Source organism: Chitinimonas arctica (assembly GCF_007431345.1).
Taxonomy (GTDB): Bacteria; Pseudomonadota; Gammaproteobacteria; order Burkholderiales; family Chitinimonadaceae; genus Chitinimonas; species Chitinimonas arctica.
In genome coordinates this window covers 3304377-3329507 of sequence record NZ_CP041730.1, presented here as the reverse complement: position 1 = coordinate 3329507, position 25131 = coordinate 3304377, and the positions used below count along the sequence as shown (strand labels likewise).

Sequence of the window (25131 nt, the reverse complement as noted above, 5' to 3'; positions counted from 1 at the left end):
CCGTTTTTCAATTTGCCGCATTTCCCCGGCGGGACGCAAGCAGCATGTACGGCACGCCGTTTGCTCACTATCCCCATGTGTTGGCGCAAATGTGCGGCCAGTCGGGAGGAACACCATGGGCAATCTGATCGTTGGTCTGTTCCTGGGCGGTCTGCTGGGCTGGATTGTCAGCCTGGCCAGGCCCAGTCGGCATGGTGACGAAGTGAACTTCATCGTGGGCATGGTTTGTACACCCTTGTTTGCTGGTCTGGCGGCGCCGTTTGTCGGCACCTCCGCGATCAGCCAGGGAATGTTCAACCTGAGCGCGCTGTTGCTTGCTTTGCTAGGCACGGTGACGCTGTTGCTTATCGTGGACAGGCTGCGCCGCCGCTCACTGCCGCCAACGCGTAAATCAGTCGCAAGCTGCTGTATCCATCCGGGACAGGCCCTGCCGGTTCCAGTCGGCGCCCCACTAGGCGGTGCCGTTTACTCAGGAGAAAAACCATGAACCCGTCTCAGAATCCAAGCACCTCTAGCAGCCCTAACATTGGCGCCTCTACCTCTGCCAACGGCAGCGCGAACCTGGTCCAGCCTGCGGCGGCCGCCACCAACAAGATGGTGGACAATATGGCGCAGAGCGCCCATGAGGTGGTGGACAAGATCGCCGCCAAGGCAGGTCCAGCGGTAGACAAGCTGAGCGAAACCGCCAGCGACGCGGTCGACACCCTCAACGCCAAGGCCGCTCAGCTGAGCGAACTGGAAGGCAAGCTGCTGTCCGGCGCCCGTGACTATGTACGCGCCTATCCGCTGGCTTCGGTGGGGGTAGCGATGCTGGCCGGGATCTTGATCAGCCGCCGCTGGAGCCACTAAGCATGAGCGCAAGACCCGATCAGGATGCCCCCGTGAGGCCTGCCGAAGGCGGTTCCCCTCCACTGCCGGAAGCGGGCCTGGCCTTATTGGGGGAAATGCGCGAGATGCTGCGGGACCGGGTTCGCCTGTTCTCGCTGGAAGCTCGCCGAGCGGGTCTTGCGCTGGCTCAGATCATACTGCTGGCGGTATTGGCCGCCATGCTGGTGATGACCGCCTGGCTAGCCCTGGCGGGCGGTGCCGGCATCCTGCTGGTTCAGGCCGGGGCCCCATGGGGTCTCGCCCTGCTGGCGATTCTGCTATGCAATCTGCTGGGCGCATGGTGGATGTTGCGGCGGGTCAAGACGCTCGCCGATTACCTGGGGTTTCCGGCATTGGCCCGGCAACTGGGCATAGGCGACGACGAGAAGTAAGGGAAGCCGCCAGGCAGGCGCCCTTCGCGCCTTCGTAATCTTCAGGAACATGCCTACATGCTGTTACGAGACCTCGATCAGCTCAATGCCCGCATCGCCGCCTGTGAGCTGGATATCATCGCCCGCAATTTCCGGGTAAGCGCCGATCTGCGCCAATTGCGTACGCGCTTGCTGGATAAGATGCTGGACGGCGCGCGCTTCCTGGCCATCGGCGCAGGGACCGGCCTGCTGGTGTTTCTCGCCGGCAAACTGTTCGCCCCACGCCGGCCGGCCGAACCCGCAACGCGACCGCCCGGCTTGATTCGGCGCGGCCTGGCCATTTGCGTTCCCTGGCTCGCATCGCGCTTTTTACCGCCCTTGCTCGAACGCCTGCTGCCGGCGGAATTGGGGCTCCCCCCTGAATTGCGCGCCTGGGCCGGCTTGCCGCCGGAGCAGCATCCCGGCCCGCGTCCGTCCGGCGAATAAAGTCCACCCCAAAAAATATCGCCCCCTGCAACCCGTCCAGGATTGCAGGGGGCGATGCGCATCAAACGTTAAGCATCGGCGTCGGCGTAGCGGGTGCGCAATGCGCGGATTTGATCGTGGTGGCGCAGCACCCCTTCCATCTGGCGCAGCACGATAGCGCGCAGCGGTTCCGGCAGTCCTTTTTCCATGGCGGCGCGGTAACGTGCCTTGGCGGCATCCTCGCCGCGTTCGCACTCGTCCAGCATGGCGGGGTCGCTTTGTCCGGCAAGGGTACCGCGAATATTGACCCACCCGCGGTGCAGCGCACCGGTAGCGGTTCCGCCGGTATCCGGCTGGCCGCCATATTGAAGCACCAGTGCCTTCAGTTCATCGGCGGCACGGCGGCACTCCTGGGCGCGGGCAATAAACAAATTGCGCAACTCGGGCGATTCGACGTACTTGGCACAATTTTCAAAACCCAACTCGCCGTCCGTACTGGTTTCGATCAGGTCATTCAGTGTATCGACGATATCTTCGTTCAACATGAGGGTTTCCTTTGCAGTAGGTTGGGATTACTTGCCGGGCCGTTTGGCGTCTGCTGGACGGCACCCATCCCTGTAAGGGCAAGCGATATGCCTACCGCTCGACGTCTTCCGCTGTATTCGCGCACTTTCTGGCACGGGTATGGCGCTTGCTGATCTTTTTCTCGTCCGTGTGCCACACGGCTTGCAAGCGACTGCCGGGAGCTTCCCGACTTCCCCGGCTCTAGCCAAACAAGGAGACTGTCATGGCCACCGCAAACTTTACCTACCACATCATCCCGAATCGACCCGGCCATCGCCTGGCGCCGGAGAATGAAGCCCTCCCCGCCGGCACCGATAGCGATAATGACGAGAACGAATGGCTGAACCACTGCTGGGATGATTTCTTCCCGACGCCGTCCCTGGTCAAGCCAGGCGAGCATTGATTTCACCACCCTGCCGCGGCGGCGCTTCGGCGCCACCCGGAATCCTTCCCCCTACCCCGCCCCGTTGGACCAGGGGCGGGGATTTTTCATGGCGGTTGGCCGGCAGCTGGACCAGCGGCGTCCTAAGCCCGCTTACGCGGCACATCGACGACCACGACCTTGGGCTTGGCAACCACCTTGGGTTTACCCGCGCCGGGCGGCCGCCGCTTGATGCGCAACAGCGACTGCAGGCTTGGCGGGGCACGTCCGTCCCGATCGAGAAAGGCGCAAAACAGCTTGTTGCGCCGCCGCCGGCGCGAGGCACAGCGTATGGCCAGCAGGATGGGCACGGCCAACAAGCCACCCATCACCCCCCAAATCCAGCCCCAGATCATCACCGAGAGAAATACCGCCACCTGGCTCAGCTGTAGCCGGCGCCCCACGATCCAGGGACTGATCAGATTGCTTTCCAGCGCGGTCACCCCCAGGAAGATTCCGACCGGCGCCAGCATCTGGCCCAAGGTGTCGTAGGTCAGCACGCCGGCCAACAGCAAGGCCATGCTGACTGTCAGCGGCCCCAGATAGGGAATGAAATTGAACAGGCCGGCCATGGCGCCCCAAAGCGCCGGATTCGGCATATCGATCAGCCACATACAGAATGTGGTGGCGACGCCCAAGCCCAGATTGATCATGCTCATGGTCGCCAGAAAGCGGCCGATCTCGCGCTGGGCATCGCGCAGGCCGGCCAGCAGCATGGCGCGTTGCCGCCGGCGTGGCATGGCCTCGACCAGGCGCAGCACCATCCACTTTTCCGAGATCAGTAAAAAATACAGCAGGATGATGGTGGCGGCGGCCGCCACGGCAAAAGAGCCGAACTGGGCCAGCACCACCTGGGTCAGGGCGAGTCCTTCGCTGGCCAGCTTTTCCTTCACCGGATCGGACGGACTGGCAACCGGCGCCGCGCGACTGGCGCGGTTGCTTGGCAGTGGCCGGGGGGGCGCCAATACCGGAACCGCCGAGCGCAGTCTGTCGATGGACTCAACCAATTGCTGCATATTGGCCGGTGCCCGTTCCCACCAACTGACCGCCGGCTTGGCCAGCAAACTGCTCAACAGGCCCAGCATACTCAATAGCGCCAGCACCACCAGGGCGCCGCCTACCACCTCCGGCACCCCCCACCGCCGCAGCCAGCGTACCGGCCCCGCCAGGACAAAGGCCAACATGACCGCCAAGGCGATAGGGAGCAGGACGACCTTGGCCGCCTGCAGGAGAAAGACCGTGGCGATCAGCAGCAGACCGATGCCGACCCAGCCGCGGCCCTGGTCGCTGGGAAGGGGGGAGGCGGGCAGATTCACGTCAGCGCACCTTGAATTGGCCTTGTTCGTCCGAGATCAATATCTCGACCCGGCGGTTCTGTTGCCGGCCGGCGGCGGTGGCATTGTCCGCCACCGGGTAGGCCTTGCCGTAGCCACGTACATCGATCCGCTCAGCCAGCATGCCCCTATCGATCAGGGCAGCCCGAACCGCCTGGGTACGGCGTTCCGACAAAGCCTGGTTGCTGCTGTCCGAGCCGCTCGAATCGGTAAACCCTTCGACCAGCAATCGGCGCTCGGGGAATTTGAGCATGACTTCCGCTAGCCGATCCAGGGTACGTTCCGCGCCGGGCAGCAGCTTATTGCGACCGACGTCGAACAGCACATCGCCCAAGGTCAGCACCATGCCGCGAGCGGTCTGCTGGGCTTGCAGCTCCTGTAGCACTGCTTGCAGGTTAAGCGCCTGGGCGGTGGCCTGATCGGCGCGCTGTTCAGCCAGGCTGGCTTGGCGGGTCGCGATGGCGGCCTGCTCCTTGGCTTGGCGGGCTTCCTCGGCACGGGCATCGGCGCGCGTGCTTTCGCGCTCCACGCCAGCCTCCTTCACCCGGGCTTCGCCCTCGCGCCGCAAAAACGCTTCGTTGGCGATGGCTACCCGCTGGCGGGCAAGATAGGCGAGATGGTCCACCTCCTTCACATCGTGGTCCTTGGCCCATCGCTCATCGGCTTGCGCCAGGGCGGCACGAGCCTTTTCCAGTTCCAGCTGGGCCTTTTGCGCAATGGTTGGATCCTTACTGGCCAATAGATAGGCGGTACGCGCATCTTCCAGCCCGACATGGCGGGGAGGCGTGCTTTGGCAGGCGGCAAGCGCGAGTACGGCGCAGAGAGAGAGAGGATGTAGTAGTAGGCGAGGATACATGCTGGCTTTCTCCATTGTTATTCGTTGGCACGTTCCCTATTGGGGCGTTGCTTGGCTGTTCCGGTTGATCTCGTCGCGTAGCACCCGAATGCTGGCGTTCAGTTCATCGACCGCTTGCTGGGTCTTCTGCGAACCGGCCTTGGCGCGTGCCAGTTCGGCATCGACCTCCGCCTCCGCAGCCAACCGGCGCGCTTCCTCATAGTGCTTGGCGCGTTGCGCGGTACTGGCCCGGGCGATTTTTTCGCGGGCGGCATCCAGTTCCAGCGGGGCGTATTCGGCAGCGCCGGCGGTCTGCGCGGCATCCACCGCCGACTTGCCTACCGCCAGCTGTTCATTCGGGAGAGGCTGCGAGGCACAGGCGGCCAGCATGAGCGGTAGACAAACGCCGACCAGACCGGCGCCATGGCGTAGTGGGTAGTGCATGGCGTTCTCCTCGGTTTTCGTTTCGACCTCCCCTTCGAGCAACTTTCGTACCCTGCGTCCGATGGGCACGCTGCCTGCAACGGGGAGTGCCATGACACCCATCGACCTCGCCCTCGCCTACTGGGAAAAAATCCCGCGCTCGATCCGTTCGCCCCTGCAACTGTGCTGGCAGGCCGCCAGCCGCTGGCTGGAAGCCGGGGGGCCGCAGTGGGGCGCGACCATCGCCTTCTACGCCATGTTCGCGATGGCGCCCTTGCTGGTGCTGGCCATCACCATCGCCAGCATATTTTTCGGAGAGGAAGCGGCCCGCGGCCAGATCGTCCAGCAGATTACCGGGGTGGTCGGCCATAAAGCGGCCCAGGGTGTCGAAGCGATGATCGCGTCGGCCTGGCATACCGACAGCAATATGCTGGCGGGCGGTATCGGCCTTTTGACCTTGCTGCTGGGCGCCAGCGGTGTATTCGTGGAACTGCGGCGCGCCTTCAATGCCATCTTTCAGGTGGGCCGGCCGCTACCAGCGGCCAGCGATATGCCGACAGCCATCAACGCCTATCTGCGTGCCCGCCTGATCGCTTTTTCGCTGGTGCTGTCCACCGGCCTGCTGGTCATCATGTCGCTCCTGCTCAGCTCGGTATTGGCCGCGCTGACCACCTACCTGAGCCGCCACTGGCCACGGCTGGCCGATATCCTATCTTTTTCCGACTTGCTGATTTCCACCTTGCTGATCACACTGAGCTTCGCCGCGCTGGTACGCTGGCTACCGGATGAGCGTCCACCCGGCCGAGTGGTCTGGGCGGCAGCGCTGTCCAGTGCGCTATTGTTCGCGCTGGGCAAGCACTTGATCGGCCTGTACCTCGGCCGCACCGGGGTCGCATCCAGCTTCGGCGCCGCCGGTTCGTTCGTGGTCATCATGTCCTGGGTGTATTACACCACCCAGATCCTGTTGCTAGGCGCCGCCTTTGGCATGGCGCTACGCGACGTGGATGGCGGCGAGGCGTCGGAACGCCTACCGAAAGCCACCGTCCCGGACGGGTAGTATTTCCCGGCGGGCCCTTTTATGACCGCGCTCGCCATGCGCGATGCTGCGTGGAGCAAGCAATGCGATACACCGAGCGATTCGGCTGGCGCCGTATCAGCCCCCCGCCGCCCCCGAGCCCAGTGGACGAAAGCTGGAGCGGTTTCTACCGCCTGGCGGAAATCTCGCCCAATCTCTTGTACATCTACGATCTGTCGACCCGCCGCAATGTGTACGTCAATGCCCAGATCACCCGTCTGTTCGGTTATACCGAGGCCGATCTGCAAGCGCTGGGCGATGATCTGCTGCCTCGGCTGATCCATCCGGACGATCTGCCCCTGCGACTGTACCAACTGAGCCAGCTGCATGAGATAGCGGATGGTGAAGTCATCGAGACGGTCTTTCGCCTGCTCGACGCCAAGGGTGTGTACCGCTGGGTTTATACCCGCGACCGCGTGTTCAAACGCGCGCCGGATGGCCAGTGCCTGCAGCTGCTGGGGCTGGTGCAGGATCTTTCCAGCCAATTGGCCGACGAGATCCATCTGGCGGAAAGGGATGCAGCACTGAACGATACCGAGCGCCGCCTGCAATTGGCCTTGCAGGCCGGCGGGCTGGGGGTGTGGGATTGGGAAGTGCGCAGCGGCAGGCTGGTATGGGAAAGCCACTGCTACGCCATCTTCGGCCTGCCGCCGGACAGCAATAAGCAGATGTATCTCGCCGATTTCGAGCGCATGGTGCTGCCGGTCGATCTGCCCATGGTCCAGGCCACCTATTCCTCCGCGGTGGCAAACCGGGGCCTGGACCGCTACAGCTGCGAATTCCGCATCGTCCGCCCGGACGGCCAAGTGCGCTGGCTGGCCGGCGAAGCCATCATCCAGCGCAACTCGGCTGGCGAAGCCCTCCGTGTCATCGGCACTGTCCAGGACATCAGCGAGCGGCATCGCTTGCTGCAATCCCAGCGCGACAACGAATACCGCCTGCGCATGACGCTGGACGGCATCCGGCAAGGTACCTGGAGCTACCGGCCGGCCAGCGGCTGCTTCTTTGCCGATGCCCAGGCAGCCCATCTGCATGGATTGCCGGCCGAGCACGATTGCACCATGGTGCAACAGTTCAGCGCACAGATACGCGCAGCGGACTGGGCGCGCATCCGTGCCCGTGCACCGGCCATTTTCGCGGCCGGCAGCGAATTGCGCTTTGAATACCGGGCCATGCAGGCCGACGGCAGCGAGCGCTGGCTTTCGGTCATCGGCCATCCTTTGCCCGAAGGCGATACCTACTTCGGCATCGTGCAGGACATCAACGAATCGCGCCTGTTGCGCGATTCGCTGGCGGAGAACGTCGCGCTACTGAGCACCCTGTTGGAGAATGCGCCGGTCGGCATTTGCTATGTGGATAAACAGCTGGTCAACCAGCACTGCAACGCCAAATCGGCCGCCCTGCATGGCCTCCAGGTGGAGGAAATGATAGGCCGCACCGTCGCCGAGATCTCACCCGCCAACTGGTCCGAGGTGGAACCCTATTACCGTACCGTGCTGGAAACAGGCCAAGCCGTCACCCGCGTGGAGATCAGCGCGCCCGATCCGCAAGGCGGCGTGATTACCTACCAGGCCGACTATTACCCGGTCAGGGTGGGAGACGAGGCCCCTATCGGTATCGGCGTCATGCTGTACGACATCACCCCCCATACCCGCGCCGCCCAGGAAATGCTCGCCGCCAAATTGAAGGCGGAGGAAGCCAGTACCGCCAAGGATCATTTCCTCGCCGTACTCAGCCATGAACTGCGGACGCCCCTGACGCCGGTACTGCTGGCGGCCCGCACGCTGGAAGGCGACCCCGCCCTGCCGGCCCATCTGCTGCCGCGCATGGTGATGATGCGGCGTAATGTCGAGTTGGAAGTCAAATTGATCGACGATTTGCTCGATCTGACGCGCATCACGCGGGGACGCTTGAACGTGGAAATGGGACGGGTCGATCTACACGACCTGATCCGCCATGCCGCCCATATCTGCCTGCCACAGCTACGAGACAAGCTGCAGATGCTCGACCTGGTGTTCGAAGCGAGCGAGTCGGTGGTGGTGGGCGATGGTCCCCGCCTGCAACAGGTGCTATGGAACCTGATCAGCAACAGCGTGAAGTTCAGCCAGGAGGGCGGCCGCATCACCATCCATACCAGCAATAGCCTGGACGGCCGCCTGCTGGTCAGGGTCAGCGACGAAGGCGTCGGCATCCATGCCGAATTGCTGCCGCGCGTTTTTGACGCCTTTGAACAAGGTGGCGTCGGTATGAACCGGCAGTTCGGCGGGCTGGGCCTGGGCCTGGCCATCAGCCTGGCCATTGCCGAACTGCATTGCGGTCAATTGAGTGCCAGCAGCCCCGGTCACGGCCAGGGGGCCACCTTTACCCTGGCATTGCCGGTGGCCGGCATGACCGAGGACACGCGGCCAGCCATGCCACAGGATGATCCACCCGCACTGCCGCCCAACACGGACCCTGCCCGCATCCTGCTGGTGGAAGATCATCCCGACAGTGCCGAGATGCTGGCTTTTATCCTCAGCCTGCGCGGTTGGTCGGTGGTGGTGGCACAGAATATCGCGCAAGCGCTCTCCCTGGCTGAAAACCAGCGCTTCGATGTCATGGTCAGCGATGTCGGATTGCCGGACGGCAGCGGGCTGGATTTGTTGAAAAGACTGCGGGCGGCCGGCCACGGCCTGCCGGCCATCGCCCTGTCCGGCTATGGCCATGAGGACGATGTGGCTGCCAGCCATGCGGCCGGCTTTGCCCACCATCTGACAAAGCCGGCCCGAGGAGACCAAGTGGAAAATGCCATTGAAGAACTATTGGCACAGCGTGGCGCTACCCTGGCGGGGTAGTAAGCCTTAACCGGGCCGGCCCAGATTGATGTTGTTACGGACGTCCCTGACATCCGGCACTTTACGGGCAATTTCCACGGCTTGGTTACGTTCGGTGTCGGAGGTGGCAAAACCGGATAGCTGTACCACTCCCTTGAGCGTTTCCACGCTGATACGCATGGCGCTGACCGTCTTGTCTTCGGCAAAGCGGGCTTTTACCCGGGCGGTGATGGCAGCGTCATCGACATACTGGCCGACCGAGCTTTGATGGCTGGATACGGCGCAGCCGCCCACGCCCAAGGCCGTGGCGAACGCTAGAAAAAAGGCAAATAGCAACTTGCTCATGGCAGGACCCCTTATTTTTCGGATTGAAAAGTACGCCACCCAAGGCAGCGACGAGCTAGAACCTGGCAATCACCATGCCCAGGACGCATATCGCCGGTGGGCCGGCCTACCGGGAAATTTTGCGAGCCGTCGGTAATTCATGCGGCAAGGCACGTAAATTGCCCCTCTCTACCTGCAGCCACCCTGCAGGAGCATCGCCATGCTAGCCAGTCAACTTCGCCGCAAGCACCGCCGTACCGACACCACCCGTACCAGCCAGACCGCGCAGGATGGCAGCCAGCAGTCGGCCCCTGAGCTGCCGCACGAGCACGATCAGTCCGCCGAGAGCCAATCCGGCAAGCCCCGCAAGGTGATCCGGCTCGCCCAGCAGGACAACGAGCGAGGCGTGCTGGATACCGATCGCCGCAGTGCTTACGGCATGGCCGATGGCCTGCCGCAGCGAAAGACCCGGCCTTAATCCCGCCAACCCGCCGCCCACCGAGCTGGCCGCGCGAATCCGCCTACAGCCTGGCTTGCAGACCGATTCCATGCAGGCACGTCAATTGCTCCAGTACTCCCTGAACACGTGAGCCACACCACGGCCGCCCCGCCGGAAACAATCGGCAGCGGCGGCGGATACCTGGGTGTCGCCACTCTAGCCTCAGCTGATCCTGGAGAAGCAATATGAACGCACCGGCCTTCCAACTGGAACATCGACAGCAACAGACCCTGACCCCTCGTTTACAGCAGGCGGTCAAGCTGTTGCAGATGTCGTCTATGGACTTTGCCCAGGAGCTGCAGCAGGCAGTCAGCGAAAATCCCTTTCTGGAGAACGAAGAAGGCGAAGACGAAGCGGAGCCCTACGCCGACGGCGATGAAGAACCCGGCCATGGCGAGGAGGCACCACTAGCCTTGGCAGCCGAAGATGCGGCCAGCCTGGACAGCCACAACGACGGCGAGGCGCAATGGGATGCCTCGGAAGGCCCGGCTGGGACAATTGGGGCCAGGGCAAGCGTAGCGGCTACGACGGCGAGCTCGATCTATTGGATCTGGCCGAAGCGGATGTCCGCCTGCATGAGTATCTGCATCGGCAGCTCAATACACGCCAGTTGTCCGAACGCGACCACCTGCTCGCCAGCCTGGTGGTGGAAGCGCTGGATGACGACGGCTATCTACGCATGGCGATGGATGAAATCGGCGAGATGGCCGAATTGACTCCCCCGCCCGATGAATGCGAGCTGGGCATGGCACTCAAGCTGGTGCAGTCCTTCGAACCGGCTGGCGTGGGCGCCCGCGATGTGCGCGAATGCCTGTTGCTGCAATTGGAAAATCTCCCGCCCCAGGCCGACGCCGTACTGATCTCGGCTATCGTCGGCGAGCATTTGAATCAGCTGGCCCAGCGCGATATCAAGGGAATAGCCAAGGCGCTGGGCCGCACACCCGCCGAAATCGAACAGGCCTGCGAGCATATCCGGCATCTGGAGGCACGGCCCGGCTGGCAGCATGACAGTCGCACGGTGGCCTATATCACCCCCGACGTGATCGTCCGCAAGCAACGCGGCCTCTGGACCGCGACGCTGAACCCGGCCGTGGTGCCACGGGTGCGGCTCAACCAGGTCTATGCCGAACTGTTCCAAAGCCACCGCGAATCGCATCACGGCGATATGGCCTCGCACCTGCAGGAAGCGCGTTGGACGGTACGCAATGTCGAACAACGGTTTGCCACCATCCTGCGCGTCAGCGAGGCGATCGTCGAGCGGCAGAAGAACTTCTTCGAATATGGCCCCTTGGCGATGAAACCGCTGGGGCTGAAGGAAATCGCCGAAGTGGTTGGCCTGCATGAATCGACGGTATCGCGGGTGACCAACAATAAATACATGGCCACGCCGGCGGGCGTGTTCGAACTGAAGTATTTCTTCTCGCGCGCGCTGGCCACCACCCGTGGCGGCGCCTGCTCGGCCACCGCCATCCGCAGCACCATCAAGGACATGATCGCGGCCGAAACCGGCAATGCGCCGGTCTCGGATGCCGAGATCGCCCGTTTGCTGGGCCGCCAGGGTTTGCAGGTGGCGCGTCGGACCGTCACCAAATATCGCCAGATGATGCGGATTCCAGCCGTGGAAATGCGACGCCAGCATGCCTGAACACGCTAAGGGCCAACTTGAGCGCAAGTCCTCCCGGCGCAAGAGATGGCTGGTGGCGGGCGTTGCGCTGATTTCACTGACCGGCGCCGCTATTTACCTGTTCGAATGGAATTGGTTCAGGCCCTTGATCGAACGCCAGGTCGGCAACGCCACCGGCCGGCGCTTCCAGATGCGTGGCGACCTGGATGTGCGTCTGTCCCGCACACCGCAAATCATCGCCCACGACTTGGTGCTGGCCAACGCCGGCTGGAGCGAGCACCCCGAGATGGCCACGGTGAAGCGCTTGCAGGTCAGCGTGGATCTATCCAGCTTGTGGCAGGGCCGAGTCAGGCTGGCGCATATCGAAGCCGATGAACCGGTACTGCTGCTGGAACGTAACCGGTCGGGCCAGGGCAACTGGCTGTTCGATGCGGCCAAGGATGATGGCGACAACTTGGGCATAGGCCGCCTGGTCGTGCGCCAAGGCCGGTTGCGCTGGCTCGACCCAGCCACCAAAACCGACCTGCTTGCCGAGCTGGACACCTCACTGCAAGCCAATGCCCCCATGCCGGTCAGCGCCGATATCGGCGGCCGTTACCAAGGTTTGCCGACCCGCGTCCAACTATCGGGCGGCGCCCTGCTCAGTTTGCGGGATCGCAAGCAGCCTTATCCCTTACGCGGCAGCGGCCAGATCGGCGCTACCCGTTTCAGTGCCGACGGCACCGTCACCGACCCCTTGCTGCTCAGCGGCCTGGCGGTCAACTTCAGCCTGGCCGGCCGCAGCCTGGCGGAACTGTTTCCCATCCTGCACCTGCCCCTGCCGGCCACCCCCGACTACCAGCTGAAAGGCCGCCTGGAACATGCCGAACAGTATTGGAATCTGCTGGACTTCCAGGGCAAGGTAGGCGCCAGCGATCTCGGCGGCGACTTCAAGGTCAACCGGGCCTACCGGCCGCAGTTCATCCTTGCCGACCTGCGTTCACGCCATCTGGACCTGCGCGACTTGTCCGGTTTTATCGGCGCCCGCACGGAGCAGGGCGAAAAAGCCTTGCCCGCCGGCGACAAGGTGCTGCCGCAAACGCCGTTCAACCTGGATAAATTGCGGGCGGCCAATGTGGACCTGCGCTTCCACGGCCAACGCATCGTCACTGAAAAATGGCCCTTCGACGATCTGCAGGCCCATATGCTGGTGCGCGATAGCCGTATCGATTTCAAACCGCTGGTCCTGGGGATTGCGGGCGGCAAGCTCAATACCATCCTGCATATGGATGCTCGCCAGACACCTATCGTCAGCCATGCCCAGATCCGTGTGCAGAAGTTGGAACTGAAACGGTTGTTCCCCCAACTGGCCATGCAGAAAGCCAGTTTCGGCGTGATCGGGGGCCGCGCCAAATTAAGCGGCAAGGGTAATTCCATCGCCGCCATGCTGGGCAGCGCCAACGGCGACATGGTGCTGGCCATGAATGGCGGCGCCATCAGCAAGCTCCTGCTGCGCCTGGCCAATCTGGATCTGGCCAATACCCTGGCGGTGCTGTTGACCGGCGATAAGCCTGTACCGATCAACTGCATGGTCGCCGATATGGCGGCCAAGGAAGGCGAATTGACTGTCCGCACCATGCTGCTCGATACCAGCAAGCAACTGATCGTGGGGCATGGCAATATCAATATGCGCACGGAACAGTTCGACCTGAAGCTGGTGGCCGACCAAAAGGATATGAGCCTGGCCGCATTGCGCGGCCCTATCTTGATCACGGGCCCATTTAAACGTCCGCAGATCCGGCCTTCCCTCAAACAGGCAACCGGACGTGCCGCGCTCGCCGCAGTGCTGGGTAGCGTGGCCGGGCCGCTGGGCCTGCTACCGCTGCTGGAATTGGGTGATGCCAAGAATGGCAACTGTGCCGAGGTATTGCGGCGGGCGGGGAAATAGTTCGATGTTGCGAAGCCGTATGTGAAAGAGGGGAGCCATCGCTCCCCTCCTGCTTATGCCAGCTCGTTCACCGCCTAAGCAGGCACGGGCCTGGCTGTTGGAATATCCAGTACATTGCCGCCCTCGCCTTCCCAGCGCGACACTTCGCGATGCGGAACCCGCGCGGCCTTGACCCTGGCCTCACATTGTTTGCGGCGTTCGGCCGACCAGACGCTGCCGATAAAGGTTACCAGGCCGATGCCCAGCATCAGTGCCAATCCATTGTTCGTCATCCTGTTCGCTCCTCTAAAGCCTAGCCGGTCAACCCGGCAAGATCGTCACACGGGCCGTCCAACCGCCCGGATTCTGGCGACTGGCGCCAAGTTACCCAGCATGCCGGCCAGTTCATCGGCATGCTCTTCCTCCGTCGCCAGGATTTCTTCCAGCATGCGGCGCGTGGTGGGATCGTTGCTGCCCAGATAGGCAATGGTCTCGCGGTAGCTATCGATGGCGATGCGCTCCGCCACCAGGTTTTCCTGGATCATCTCGAGCAGAGAACCGCCCACCACGTATTCGGCATGGCTACGCTGGCTGAGCGTATCCGGCGTCATATCGGGCACACCGCCCAACTGCACGATGCGCTTGGCCAGCGCGTCGGCATGCAACATCTCTTCCTTGGCATGCTCGGCGAACTCAAGGGCCACGCTTTCCGAATTGAGCCCGGAAGCCATGAAATGGTGGTGCTTGTAGCGCAGTACGCAAATCAGTTCGGTAGCCAATGCATCATTCAGCAACCGGACCACCACCTCACTGTTTCCTTGATATCCCGAGGTCACGGCACCGCGTTCGATATGTTCGCGCGCGCGCGACCTGAGGGTCGCTACATCGGTCATATGGGGTGTATTGAACATAAGCTGCTCCTGCTGGGTTTAAGGCCTGCGCTCCGTCGTGCTCCGCCATGCTTATGCCGGGCGCCGGGAACCCATGAGATAGCCGATGGCGATACCTGCCAGCGCGGCAGCGGCCAAACTTCGGCCGGGATGGGAAATCGCCATATGGTGGATGGCGTCTTCGGCGGAGTGGCAGCGTTGCTGCAAATTCGACTTGGTGCAGCCGATCTTTTCCATGGTTGCCTGCACCGCATGGCTGGCCGAGGAACGCGCTTCGCCCATGACTTCGTGCAAATCGGTCTTCAGCTTTTCGGTTCCGGTACTCATTGCGTTCTCCTTGCAAAGGGGACAAGGGGGACTGCCATTCGACCACGCATGGACTGCGCCGATGCAGGCAGACCCCTATGCCTTGATTCAGCAATAGCCGTGCCGTAAAAATTATTCTTTTAATTTCAATATATTACATGCATGAATCGATCAAATCGGCTATGCCTTGGCGGGTAAGTTTTACGCATACCCTGTAAATGCTGCGTAAGTCCGCTGCTTGGATTCCAGCGGTATCAGCCCGCTTCAACCGGGCTTGACCGTCACTTTGTTATTCACGGTCTTGACCCCTTCGACACCCTGCACCACCTTGCCGATATTGTCGCGACTCTCCTGGCTGGCGGTGGTACCGGAGATATTGACGGTGCCGCCCATGCTATCCACATCCAGCTTCAGGGATTTCAGGCCTGCATCGGCGGCCAGCGCCGCCTTGACCTTGGTGGTCAGCGCGGCATCGTCGACCGCCGCACCGGCCTTGTCGATTGCTTCGCCGACTGGCGCGGGCATGTCGCCCGCCGGCGCGGACAGCTTCGGATCGGCGGGCGGGATGATCGGTGCCGGCTCCAGCGGTGGGGCGGGAGGCGGCGGCGTATTGTCCAGCGGTTCGCTGGGCCGGTCACAGGCGGTCAGCGCAAGTCCGGCCAGCATCATGGCCAGTAGATTTTTAAATATGGGGGTAGGCTTCATATCGATTCTCCTTCGTTTGTCCGAATGACAAACGCGGATCCCGCGACGGCGGGACCCACGCATCGATCACAAGGCAGCAATCGATATGCCCAGCGTCCGAGCACCCCTATGTGGCTTGGCTAAGGCCTTTTAGCGCAGCACTCCCTGAGGCAAGGTTGGGTATTCCTGCTTGCTCGCGTAGGTCTTATCACCCACCGTAACGATATAGTTGGACGGTCCGCTGATCGGCAGGTAGTAGTTCAGCACCACATCCAGCGATTGCCCCGGCGGTAGCGATTGCCAGGCGGGCAGTTTGAACTGCACGGTATGGAAGTCGCCGCGCAAACCGCCGACATTCGGGCCGCCGTGATCCGAAGCAACCACCCGCAAGCCCGCGCCCGACTGGTCGGTCATATTGGCCGGTGCGGCCACCGCGTATTGGAACTGGATCTGGCTACCACCCGGCAGCGTCGCAGCGGTACGGTTGGTGATGCGCAGCTTGGGATTGAGCGGGTAGTTCTGATCGCCCAGTTTAAAATCCACCAGGCTGAACTGCAGGTCGATCGCCGTCGCCGGCATGGCCTGATTGGCCCGCTTATTGCCATAGGCGGAAGCCTTGCGGAAAACATTGTGCAAGGTCGTCGTCATCGTCTGGCCCATGCCGTATTCGCGCTTGCCGCCGTCGTAGCCGAAGTCACCAGCCAACTCCCAGAACATCGCGCCGCCTATACCCTTGTCCACGATCCATTGCGCCTTGCGGCCGATGGATTGCTCGTCTTCGGTGGAGAGAAACACCCTGGTCTGGCTATTCCACAGCCATGGCGCCACCAGGGTAGCGTCGTAGTTGCGGCTGTAGCGGCCCACCAGGTCGGCAGCCGACAATCCATACAGGCCCAGGTAGCTGGCGGCGATGCCGTTCTCCAGATTCTTGGCATGCCAGAGTGGATTGGAACCCGCACCCATTTCCCGTCCCTGTTCGTCGAGGTCGTGCCAGATATTGTCGATACCGGTCGCGCCGGTACCACATTCGGTGATGCCGACGCCGCAGCGGCTGGACTTGGGCGAGGTGCCCCACAGCCCATTGTTGCCGCCGCTGACTTCTTTCCAGCCACGGGTGTAATACGGCACGCCGACATTGATCCGGCCGGCCGGTAGCGAGCCGCGGAAGTAGTGATAGGACCAATCGGTATTCAGATAACCGATACCACCGTATTGGCTGGTGGTGTAAACGCCCCACTTGGCCAACTCCGCATCCTTGCCGTCATCGAACAGCGCGGCATTCGGCCCGACGAACTCGTTCCAGGCGCCATGCAAGTCGTAGCTCATCACATTGACGTAATCGAGATGCTGCAAGGCCGAATAATTCTCCATCCCGCGCAGCAGATAGCCCGAGGATGGCGCGGCGATGGTCAGCAGGTAATAGCGCCCATCCGCCACCGCAGCCTGATCCAGGCGCTGCCGCAAAACCTTGACCAATTCGCGGTAGGAAGCCTGCAAGCCCTTGATTCTCGGCTCGGACAGGCTCCAGTCGAGCGGATTGCCGGACTTGGACATGGTGGTGGGATATTCGTAGTCGAGATCCGCGCCATCGAAGTTGTACTTGCGCAGGAAGGCGACCACGGAATCGGCAAAGGTGTTGATGCCCGCACTATTGATACTGCCGTCGGCATGGGTACTCATGCTGTAGAAACCACCGGAAGCCACACGCTTGCCGTCCGCGCCGAAATAACCGCCGGTCTCCGCCCAACCGCCGATGGAAATCAGCGTCCTGACGCCAGGATGCTGCTTCTTGTATTTATTGAGCAGGTTGAAATGACCCTTGTAAGACAGGCTGCCGTCCATTTCCGCACCGGCCACGCCCGGCCATTCCATGCCCGTGGCCTCATTGCCCGGCACGGTTTCGTTGACCGATACCCGGTTCGCCCCATCGATATGGGCAAAGGCGTAATTGATATGGGTCAGCTTGTCCCAAGGAATGTCCTTGGCCAGAAAGGCCGGTAGACCGTTCTTGCCGGTACGCCAGCTGGTGAAGTAGCCGATCAGGCGCCGCTGGTTGCCATTGGCGAGTTTTTCCCGGCCTTGTTTGTCGTAGACCAGGCAGTAGGGAACATCGAGCGCTGCACCTTTCACCAGTCCGTCGGGGCGGCATGCTTCGTTCTGGGTTGGTGTTGGTGTTGGTGTTGGTGTTGGTGTTGGTGTTGGTGTTGGTGTTGGTGTTGGTGTTGGTGTTGGTGTTGGTGTTGGTGTCGGTGTCGGAGTACCGCACACGCCCAGGTCCGCCCAAGGCTTACCGCTACCGTTGTTTACAGTCGGAATCTCATTCTGCGTCCACCATTTGGCTTCGTAGTTACGGCCGCCGTGAGTCACACGCTGCCCGGCGGAATAGGCACTAGCGCTATTCCAGGCGACATAGCAGACCGTGGGTGTCGGTGTCGGTGTCGGTGTCGGTGTCGGTGTCGGAGTCGGAGTCGGAGTCGGAGTCGGAGTCGGAGTCGGAGTCGGGGTGGGGGTGGGTGTCGGCGTAGCGCTGCACGATTCGAGGTAGGTCCATAGCGTCGGCGTGGCAGCGGGGTTCCAGTTGGCGCCGACATGGGCCGTATGGGTTTGCAGCGCACGGTAATTCTTGCTTTGGTAGGACGCCAGCGCGTCACGGGTGTAGACCCGGCCTTCAGTCCAGGCCGTGCCGCAGCTGGCGGCCATGGCGGATGTTTGCAACAGGCCGGCACTGACCAACCCGATGGTGATCGCGTGCAAGGTGAAGCGCCGAGGCGCGGGGCGGTGCATTTTCATCTGGCTCTCTCCTTTTATAGGGATACGGTGGGGCGAATGGCCCCACCGCTCACGGCTACTTGCTGTTATCAATCACCACGCTGCCGTTCCAGCTCACCTTGCCGCGGAACATATAGTCGACGCATTGCTTGTAATCGCCAGGGTTGGCCAGGGTAAACGGCATTTGGTAGTCCACCAGTTGGCAAGCCCAGCTGACGCCGCCCGGATGGTTCGGGTTGTAGCTCCAGTTCTTGTCCAGATAGGTCTTGGTGGCAGCGGCGGAACCGGATTTGAAGCCCTTCATATCGGCGCAACCCAGCGCCTCATCGGCGGCGATGGTCACACCCAGTTCGCGGGCGAATTCGCGGTATGCCGCGATCCGGTTCTGTACCTGGGGCTTGTCGCTCCCACCCGCGCCGCATTCGATGCCGCCATTGATGATGAAGACCGTCGCGCCAAAACCCGGTTTCATACTGTTGGCCCGGTCGATGGCATTGGGCACCCAGCTACCGTCCACGACCCAGGTCATCGGTGGTTTAGGTGACTGTGGGTAGACCGCGAACCAGATCGCCGAAGCGAAGTTGAGCCAGCTATCCGCCACCCGGCCCGGCGCATCCAGCAGCACATTCACGTCGCCGTACAGCGACTTGCTGAAAGGACCGTAGTTGTAGTTCCAGGACAGTTGCTTGGAACCACGTCCGAAGTAGTCCAGATGGCGGCCGTGCGCGTTCTGCGCGCATGGATAGAAAATCGAGAATATCGAGCTACCGGCGCCGTTGAAGCAGTCTTGATAACTGCCGACGGTGGAACCCTCGTTGTAACCCGATTCGCGCAGGAACCAGAGCGCCTGGCGATAGGCCGGAATGGCTTCGTTCTGCGGCAGGCTGGCCAATACCGGATTGTTATGGTCGGCATAGCCGCGCGCCGTGGCGGCGGTCAAGGCGGGCCAATTCGCCCCGGTTTCCTGCGTGAAATGGGCAAAGGACGTCGCCAGCAGCTTGCGGCAGATGGCGTCGGCATTGCGTCCATCCTGGTAGTTGTCGCAATAGGCGGGGAACTTGGCTACGCCGCGCAGCAGATTGGTGTAGCTGTAATTGATATGGCGGACCGGGAAAAGCTGATCGAAACGCGCCTGACTCAAGACCCGCTCGACCCGTTTGACGTTGTCCGGATTGGCGCTTCGGCCAGGCTGTACTGCATTGACCTGGCCGTCGTCCAATATCCGCAGGGCGGCACGCAGCCGAACCAGCAATTGCGGATCCGCACCGATCTGCCCGGCGAGCGCCTGTTCCGCCGCCTGGAACTGTGCCTCGCTGGGGTAGCCGGCGGGTGCGGGCACATAGCTGATTTGCGGCTTGTACGGAGCTGGGGACGGCGTTGGTGTGGGCGTTGGCGTCGGCGTTGGAGTCGGCGTTGGAGTCGGAGTCGGAGTCGGAGTCGGAGTCGGAGTCGGAGTCGGAGTCGGAGTCGGAGTCGGAGTCGGAGTCGGTGTTGGAGTCGGTGTTGGCGTGGGGGTCGGTTTGCTACATGCGCCTACATCGGCCCATGGCTTTCCATTCCCCGTATTGGCGGAAGGGATCTCGCCTTGGGTCCACCATTTCGCTTCGAAATTGCGACCGCCCAAGGTGACACGCTGCCCGGCGGTATAGGTTGCCGCGCTATTCCAGGCGACATAACAACTGACCGGAGTCGGAGTCGGAGTCGGAGTCGGAGTCGGAGTCGGAGTCGGAGTCGGAGTCGGAGTCGGAGTCGGAGTCGGTGTCGGTGTCGGTGTCGGTGTCGGTGTCGGTGTCGGTGTCGGCGTCGGCGTCGGCGTCGGCGTCGGCGTCGGCGTCGGCGTCGGCGTGGGAGTCGGTGTCCCGCTACAGGCTTCCACCAAGGCCCACAGCGTTGGCGTAGCGGCCGGATTCCAGTTGGCGCCTACATAGGCCGTATGCGTTTGCAATGCCTTGTAGTTCTTGCCCATATAGGACGCAGCCGTACTGCTGGGGTAAACCTTGCCCTCGCTCCAAGGCGTAGCGCAACCGGCAGCCATGGCAGAGGGGAGAGACAGCAGGCCAGCGCTTGCCAGGCCCAGGGTAACGAGATTGAGGCCAAATGCCCGCATTGGTATGCTCCTGCCGATTGTGGAAATAAAGTGGACTTATATTCATGCCATTTCGACCCAGACAATCCATACCAGCCAGGTAAAGAAAATCAGCGGGACGATGCGCCGCCGTACAGGCAATGGCACTTCCAGACCCGCGGCATCATATGACAATGGCAAGAATTGCGTCAACCTACCCAATTAAATCAGCGGTTTATTCAACACAAACGCATAGGGACCAGCATGGTAAAGATGCGGAGAAAAGGAAAGTACGCAGGCTCGGTCTATTCATTCGAGCGTCGGCCATAAGAAACCACTTAAATTAAGTGGTATCTAAAATTCAAGAAAAATGAAAACAACCCGCTCAGCCAGGCCATAAAAATCACCTGTAAGCTGCTGTATGGATAGGTTTTTTAATCGAAAGACGCCCCGCTGCGTGCAAGCCTTCCCAAAGTGGTCTTAATCCTTGCCGTACGGCGAGGAGGCGGCAAGCAGCGGTATTGGCCCACGCAGCTGACGAACGGTCGTACTCAAGCCGGCAATCCGGCCTTCCGTTCGTTCAGGCGCTACACCCCGTGGTAGCTGTCATACGCACTGGCGAAATCGTTGTCCCAACGGAAATTGGTGAACGACATGGTGATGCTGACATCCAGCCCCTCCACGTAATGCCAGCACCCCACCGGCAGGAACAGGATTTCGCCGGGCTCCAGGATCACTTCCAATATCTGCGCGTCGCGCATGCGGGGAAAGCGCTCGTAATCGATCGCGCCGCCATCCACAGGCGTATAGCAGTGCAGATCGTTATACATCTGGCCCAACTCTACCGCCGGTACCAGTTTGATCCGCTTGCGGCCGGCCAATTGCGCCATGAAATTATTGGTCAGGTCGTGATGAAACGGCGTTCGGGTACCCTTGGGACCGAACCAGAGAAAGCCACTGTCGCGCTGGCCGTCCAGATAGGCCGGCAAGCCGCCGATGTCTTGCCACAGCTCCGCCAATGCCTGCCGGTTGCTGGAGCTATTGTTGGCGGTCATATAGAAATCGTTGCTTTGGCCACCGGCGGCAATCAGGTCCAGGTACTCACCGAACGGCATGCTACGACGCAAGTGGGGCTGGTTGATCTCGTAGTTGGCGTCCTGGCTGCGGCCGAATTGCACCTCGACCTGGCGGTCGGCAAAACGGCGGCGGAAATAATCCACACCCCATGTCGACAATGCCGGCCAATCGTCCAACATGCCGGTAATGACCACCGGTCGATTCAAAACATAGAAATCGTCGAAGAACGCCTGGCCATCCAGCCGATGGCGCTTTGGCACCTGGCGCATGCGCGCGTCCAAGCGGTTGAGCTTGCGCTGGATATCCAATGGCCAGTTGCGCTTTTTCAAGCGTGCCCGCAGGCGGTCGCCGCCGGCCAGGTATGGACTGCGGCGGGCAGCATCCAGCTCCCGGCACGCATCCGCTTCGGCAATGCCCTGGCTCAGCATGGCTTGCAAGATGCTGGCGGGATCGCTGTCCAGCAATAGGTTTTCGGCGATCCAGCGCCGCCATTCGTCATCCACTTGCATCGTGCTGGCCCCGACTGGGCCGGACCGGCCGTTTTTGCCTTCATCCATAACGGCGCTCCCGCATCCATTTGGTCATGATCCATTTCTCGCCGCCTTCCACCGGCGCACCGCCATGCAGGGTCATCGCATCGAGCTGCCCAGCTTGATTGCCGTATCGGAAATAGACTGCGCTACCCTGCCGTGGCGTAACCGTCAGGCCGGCGTCGGGAAAGATGGTGGCGCCGCCTTCGGCCACATCGTTGAGGTAAATGATCAAGGTGGCGACCCGCTGCCCACCCTGAGCGACATGCGCGGCACTGCCCGGATCTGCCGGCGGAAAATAATCGAAATGCGGCGTGTACTCACCGCCGACACCGTAGCGAAGGATCTGCAAGCCCTCGCCATTTTCCAGCGGCCAGTTCATCAACCGCGCCACCCGCTCATCGATGCTGCGAATAAAGTCGTCCTCGCAACGGGCAAAGAAAGTCCCCTCGCTGGTACGGCGGTCGATGACGTCCTCCTTGCCGGTAAGTGGATCCACGGTGGTCGAACGCCGCAGCTTGTCGCGCGAACGGGCCATGATCTCCTCACACTCCGCACTGGACAGCACGCCATCCAGCACCAGGACCTGCGGCCGCTCGCAGCGCAGGGCCACCGTCACCATGCGATCGCCGACATCGATGCGATTGCCCGCGGCAACCGGCATGCGGTCGTAGCGATAGGCTGCTTCGACAGCCGGCGAGGCGGCCGCACCCTCGACTTGACGCCTGGCCACCTCCAGCGGGAAGCCCGCCCCCACCATGGCCGCAATCATCGATTCCACCGAACAGCCGCGCGTCCGATTGTCGGACAGCCAGGCCTGCCACTCGGCATTCCATTCGGACATACTTTTCCCTCCTGAAGATCGGCGGCGGACATATAGACAAAGTTATGCCATCCACCCGTCCACCGCCAATCGCTCACTTGTATCGCCCTGCCGGCGCGGGACCGGCAGGGGACCGACCTTAGCGAACCGCGCCCATTGCGCCCATCAACTCACCGTTCGGGGTATCGCCGTCCAGCGACCAGCTCATCATGCCGCCCAGACCCTTGGCTTTGACATAGTCGATCTTGGTCTGGATGACTGCCGGGGTATCGTAGGACCAGAAGGTCGATCCATCGAACTTCCAGCTCTGCTTGGTGACCGGATGGGTAAACAGCGTGCCGGCGGCGTTCTTCAGCACCTTGTAGTCCTCGATCCCCGCCTCGTAGGAACCCCGGGCCGGACCGCTCGCGCTTTGGTACAAGCCGTTGCCGATATTGCGCACGCCGGTCCAGCCACGACCGTAGAAAGGCACGCCCAGCACGATCTTTTTGGCTGGCGCGCCGGCCGCGATCAAGGCGCCGACCGCGCTGTCGATGTTGTAGCTTGCGCCCAGCGGCGTGCTGGCATTGGGACTGGCCGGATCGTTATAGAGATGGGAATGGAAATCGGTCGGTCCGGTGGCATCCCATCCGCCATGGAAGTCATAGGACATCAGGTTGATCCAGTCCAGGTACTGGCTGTACTTGGCCGGTTCGGTCATATCGATCTTGTCCTTGCCGGCGCCTATCGCCACGGTCAGCTTGTAGCGCTTGCCGGTGGTCGCACCGAGGGCGTCGAGCTGCTGGCGGAACTCCTGCAGTAGCAAGGTGAAGTTCTGCTTATCGGCCGGGCTGACCGTGTTGTAGCCAAAGCCCTGCACGCCGGGGAATTCCCAATCGATATCGATGCCGTCGAACAAGCCGGCCGCGGCGGCCGTGCCTCCGGCACCGTCATAGGACGGCAGATTGCCCTTGATATAGAGATCGACACAGCTACGGACCAGTTGCTTACGCAAGGTATCGGTCATCGATGCGGCCGAGAACCATCTGGACCAGGACCAGCCGCCCAGCGAAATCATGGTGCTCAGACCAGGATGCTTGGCCTTCAGCCGCTTGAGCTGGCCGAAGTTGCCGCGCAGCGGACTATCCCAGCGGTCCGCCACGCCATCGACCGAGGTAGTCGCGTCGAACGACTTGCTGTAATCGGCAAATGGGTCGCCGCCATCGCCATTACCCGATTCGGTACGGTACTGGATATCGCATTCGTAGCCGCCGTTCTTCTGGTAGACGTTGCCGAAGGCGTAGTTGAGAAAGGTCATCTTCGCGGCGGAACCGGATGTTTCGATGTTCTTGACCTGATAGTTGCGGCCGTAGATGCCCCATTGGGCGAAATAAGAACCGACTTGGCGCGCGCCAGGTGTTGGTGTTGGTGTTGGTGTTGGTGTTGGTGTTGGTGTTGGTGTTGGTGTTGGTGTTGGTGTTGGTGTTGGTGTTGGTGTTGGTGTTGGTGTTGGTGTTGGTGTTGGTGTTGGTGTTGGTGTTGGTGTTGGTGTTGGTGTTGGTGTTGGTGTTGGTGTTGGTGTTGGTGTTGGTGTTGGTGTTGGTGTTGGTGTTGGTGTTGGTGTTGGTGTTGGTGTTGGTGTTGGCGTTGGTGTTGGCGTTGGCGTTGGCGTGGGTTTGCAGACACCCAAATCGGTCCAAGGCTTTCCGCTACCGGTGTTGGCGGCAGGTGCTTCACCTTGCGTCCACCACTTGGCTTCGTAATTGCGGCCGTTGTACGTAACGCGCTGACCCGCCGTATACGCGTTCGTACTGTTCCAGGTCAGATAGCAAACAGTCGGTGTCGGCATTGGGGTCGGAGTCGGAGTCGGAGTCGGAGTCGGCGTTGGCGTTGGCGTTGGCGTTGGCGTTGGCGTTGGCGTCGGCGTCGGCGTCGGCGTCGCGGTACAGGTTTCTACAAAAGCCCACAGCGTTGGCGTCGCGGCCGGGTTCCAGTTGGCACCCACGTAGGCGGTATGCGTTTGCAGGGCTTTGTAGTTCTTGCTTTGGTAAGAAGCCAGCGTACTGCTGGCGTAGACATTGCCTTCCGCCCAGGGTGTCACGCAGTTGGCCGCCATGGCAGCCGGTGCATAAAGCACGCCGGCCGTGGCCATGCTGGCGGTGACAGTACTCAAGGCGAATCGCCGTAAGGCGTTGTACTTGCTGTTCATGCTTGGTCTCCATCCGATTTTGTGGAAATGGCGAGGTACGCCGGCTACCTGCCCGGTCAATTTATCGGCTCCGCTACCCCTCACCCTCTGGCAAGAAGCCGTTTTCCAGCCCACCGGATAAGACCGGTATTATCAAAACATCTCAAACTGGTAGTTTGTTGTTCTAATCTGGTATTGGGAGAAATATGACGTAGTGGTGCGCCATGTCAACCCACATTTGCAAGAACTGTTGCAAAAATAGTCAAATGTCATATGTTGCGGCCGAAAAAAGCCGGCCC

Annotated in this window: 25 protein-coding genes and 1 pseudogene; 11 read left to right on the top strand and 15 right to left on the bottom strand. The window is 61.7% G+C overall.

Translation table 11 applies throughout. The features are described 5' to 3' along the window. The first annotated feature begins 115 nt into the window (after nt 1-115). Genes FNU76_RS15020 through FNU76_RS15005 form a run of 4 tightly spaced genes read left to right on the top strand, consistent with a single transcriptional unit; the run spans nt 116 to nt 1724 of the window. Entirely contained in the window at nt 116-487 is a 372-nt protein-coding gene (locus FNU76_RS15020; protein ID WP_144278953.1) for a hypothetical protein, read from the top strand. Further along, nucleotides 484-849, top strand: a complete 366-nt coding sequence (locus tag FNU76_RS15015; protein ID WP_144278952.1) for a hypothetical protein — start codon at nt 484-486, stop codon at nt 847-849. Before FNU76_RS15020 ends, FNU76_RS15015 begins: the two co-directional genes overlap by 4 nt. 2 nt (nt 850-851) lie before the next feature. Further along, the gene (locus tag FNU76_RS15010) at nt 852-1259 is read left to right on the top strand and encodes a hypothetical protein (protein ID WP_144278951.1); all 408 of its coding nucleotides are present in this window, start codon (nt 852-854) and stop codon (nt 1257-1259) included. Nucleotides 1260-1316: 57 nt separating this feature from the next. Next, nucleotides 1317-1724 carry a hypothetical protein gene (locus tag FNU76_RS15005; protein ID WP_144278950.1) on the top strand — a complete coding sequence of 136 codons (408 nt, stop codon included), beginning with the start codon at nt 1317-1319 and terminating at the stop codon, nt 1722-1724. A 68-nt stretch (nt 1725-1792) separates the two neighbouring features. Here FNU76_RS15005 and FNU76_RS15000 read toward each other — a convergent pair whose 3' ends face one another. After that, nucleotides 1793-2248, bottom strand: a complete 456-nt coding sequence (locus FNU76_RS15000; RefSeq protein WP_144278949.1) for a PA2169 family four-helix-bundle protein — start codon at nt 2246-2248, stop codon at nt 1793-1795. A gap of 242 nt (nt 2249-2490) precedes the next feature. On the opposite strand from FNU76_RS15000, the gene FNU76_RS14995 reads away from it, so the two are divergent. Beyond that, on the top strand, nt 2491-2670 hold the full coding sequence (locus FNU76_RS14995) for a hypothetical protein (protein WP_144278948.1): 180 nt from the start codon (nt 2491-2493) through the stop codon (nt 2668-2670). Between the two features lie 122 nt (nt 2671-2792). On the opposite strand, the gene FNU76_RS14990 is transcribed toward FNU76_RS14995, so the two are convergent. From FNU76_RS14990 to FNU76_RS14980, 3 genes are read right to left on the bottom strand one after another with little or no spacing between them, the layout of a single operon-like run. Next, the gene (locus FNU76_RS14990) at nt 2793-4004 is read right to left on the bottom strand and encodes an AI-2E family transporter (RefSeq protein WP_144278947.1); all 1212 of its coding nucleotides are present in this window, start codon (nt 4002-4004) and stop codon (nt 2793-2795) included. A gap of 1 nt (nt 4005) precedes the next feature. Further along, the gene (locus FNU76_RS14985; protein ID WP_144278946.1) at nt 4006-4878 is read right to left on the bottom strand and encodes an OmpA family protein; all 873 of its coding nucleotides are present in this window, start codon (nt 4876-4878) and stop codon (nt 4006-4008) included. A 36-nt stretch (nt 4879-4914) separates the two neighbouring features. Further along, nucleotides 4915-5394, bottom strand: a complete 480-nt coding sequence (locus tag FNU76_RS14980) for a DUF4398 domain-containing protein (RefSeq protein WP_223879036.1) — start codon at nt 5392-5394, stop codon at nt 4915-4917. On the opposite strand from FNU76_RS14980, the gene FNU76_RS14975 reads away from it, so the two are divergent. Next, nucleotides 5393-6337, top strand: coding sequence for a YihY/virulence factor BrkB family protein (locus tag FNU76_RS14975; RefSeq protein ID WP_179958129.1), 945 nt, complete (start codon nt 5393-5395; stop codon nt 6335-6337). The two genes, FNU76_RS14980 and FNU76_RS14975, sit on opposite strands and share 2 nt — an antisense overlap. A 62-nt stretch (nt 6338-6399) precedes the next feature. After that, nucleotides 6400-9189 (top strand): PAS domain-containing protein, encoded by a 2790-nt coding sequence (locus FNU76_RS14970; protein WP_144278943.1) that lies wholly within the window; start codon nt 6400-6402, stop codon nt 9187-9189. A 6-nt stretch (nt 9190-9195) separates the two neighbouring features. On the opposite strand, the gene FNU76_RS14965 is transcribed toward FNU76_RS14970, so the two are convergent. Then, complete coding sequence (locus tag FNU76_RS14965) at nt 9196-9513, bottom strand: BON domain-containing protein (RefSeq protein WP_144278942.1); 318 nt, start codon at nt 9511-9513, stop codon at nt 9196-9198. A 199-nt stretch (nt 9514-9712) separates the two neighbouring features. On the opposite strand from FNU76_RS14965, the gene FNU76_RS14960 reads away from it, so the two are divergent. Next, nucleotides 9713-9970 carry a hypothetical protein gene (locus FNU76_RS14960; RefSeq protein WP_144278941.1) on the top strand — a complete coding sequence of 86 codons (258 nt, stop codon included), beginning with the start codon at nt 9713-9715 and terminating at the stop codon, nt 9968-9970. A 206-nt stretch (nt 9971-10176) separates the two neighbouring features. Then, a pseudogene (locus FNU76_RS25240) lies at nt 10177-10263 on the top strand (hypothetical protein); the annotation flags it as partial. On the opposite strand, the gene FNU76_RS24905 reads toward FNU76_RS25240, so the two are convergent. Continuing rightward, nucleotides 10234-10383 (bottom strand): hypothetical protein, encoded by a 150-nt coding sequence (locus FNU76_RS24905; protein WP_263405664.1) that lies wholly within the window; start codon nt 10381-10383, stop codon nt 10234-10236. The pseudogene FNU76_RS25240 and the gene FNU76_RS24905 sit on opposite strands and share 30 nt — an antisense overlap. A 74-nt stretch (nt 10384-10457) precedes the next feature. Here FNU76_RS24905 and rpoN point away from each other — a divergent pair, with 74 nt between their 5' ends. Beyond that, nucleotides 10458-11636, top strand: coding sequence for an RNA polymerase factor sigma-54 (gene rpoN / locus FNU76_RS14955; RefSeq protein ID WP_223879035.1), 1179 nt, complete (start codon nt 10458-10460; stop codon nt 11634-11636). Beyond that, entirely contained in the window at nt 11629-13542 is a 1914-nt protein-coding gene (locus FNU76_RS14950; protein WP_144278940.1) for an AsmA family protein, read from the top strand. Before rpoN ends, FNU76_RS14950 begins: the two co-directional genes overlap by 8 nt. Nucleotides 13543-13616: 74 nt before the next feature. Here FNU76_RS14950 and FNU76_RS14945 read toward each other — a convergent pair whose 3' ends face one another. The 9 genes from FNU76_RS14945 to FNU76_RS14900 all read right to left on the bottom strand — a co-directional run bounded on the left by FNU76_RS14945 (nt 13617) and on the right by FNU76_RS14900 (nt 24853). Next, nucleotides 13617-13814, bottom strand: coding sequence for a hypothetical protein (locus FNU76_RS14945; protein ID WP_144278939.1), 198 nt, complete (start codon nt 13812-13814; stop codon nt 13617-13619). A gap of 45 nt (nt 13815-13859) precedes the next feature. After that, nucleotides 13860-14432: a ferritin-like domain-containing protein gene (locus tag FNU76_RS14940; RefSeq protein ID WP_144278938.1), complete on the bottom strand. Its 573-nt coding sequence runs from the start codon at nt 14430-14432 to the stop codon at nt 13860-13862. A 51-nt stretch (nt 14433-14483) separates the two neighbouring features. After that, nucleotides 14484-14738, bottom strand: a complete 255-nt coding sequence (locus tag FNU76_RS14935; RefSeq protein WP_144278937.1) for a hypothetical protein — start codon at nt 14736-14738, stop codon at nt 14484-14486. Nucleotides 14739-14981: 243 nt separating this feature from the next. Beyond that, nucleotides 14982-15422, bottom strand: coding sequence for a BON domain-containing protein (locus tag FNU76_RS14930; protein WP_179958128.1), 441 nt, complete (start codon nt 15420-15422; stop codon nt 14982-14984). A 129-nt stretch (nt 15423-15551) separates the two neighbouring features. Next, nucleotides 15552-18191, bottom strand: a complete 2640-nt coding sequence (locus FNU76_RS14925) for a chitinase C-terminal domain-containing protein (RefSeq protein ID WP_223879034.1) — start codon at nt 18189-18191, stop codon at nt 15552-15554. A gap of 55 nt (nt 18192-18246) precedes the next feature. Further along, nucleotides 18247-20277: a glycoside hydrolase family 19 protein gene (locus FNU76_RS24625; protein ID WP_223879033.1), complete on the bottom strand. Its 2031-nt coding sequence runs from the start codon at nt 20275-20277 to the stop codon at nt 18247-18249. Between the two features lie 545 nt (nt 20278-20822). Continuing rightward, complete coding sequence (locus FNU76_RS14910) at nt 20823-21869, bottom strand: cupin-like domain-containing protein (protein WP_223879032.1); 1047 nt, start codon at nt 21867-21869, stop codon at nt 20823-20825. Next, nucleotides 21862-22686 carry a 2OG-Fe(II) oxygenase gene (locus FNU76_RS14905; RefSeq protein WP_144278935.1) on the bottom strand — a complete coding sequence of 275 codons (825 nt, stop codon included), beginning with the start codon at nt 22684-22686 and terminating at the stop codon, nt 21862-21864. Before FNU76_RS14905 ends, FNU76_RS14910 begins: the two co-directional genes overlap by 8 nt. A gap of 118 nt (nt 22687-22804) precedes the next feature. After that, nucleotides 22805-24853, bottom strand: a complete 2049-nt coding sequence (locus FNU76_RS14900; protein ID WP_223879031.1) for a glycosyl hydrolase family 18 protein — start codon at nt 24851-24853, stop codon at nt 22805-22807. Nucleotides 24854-25131 lie beyond the last annotated feature (278 nt).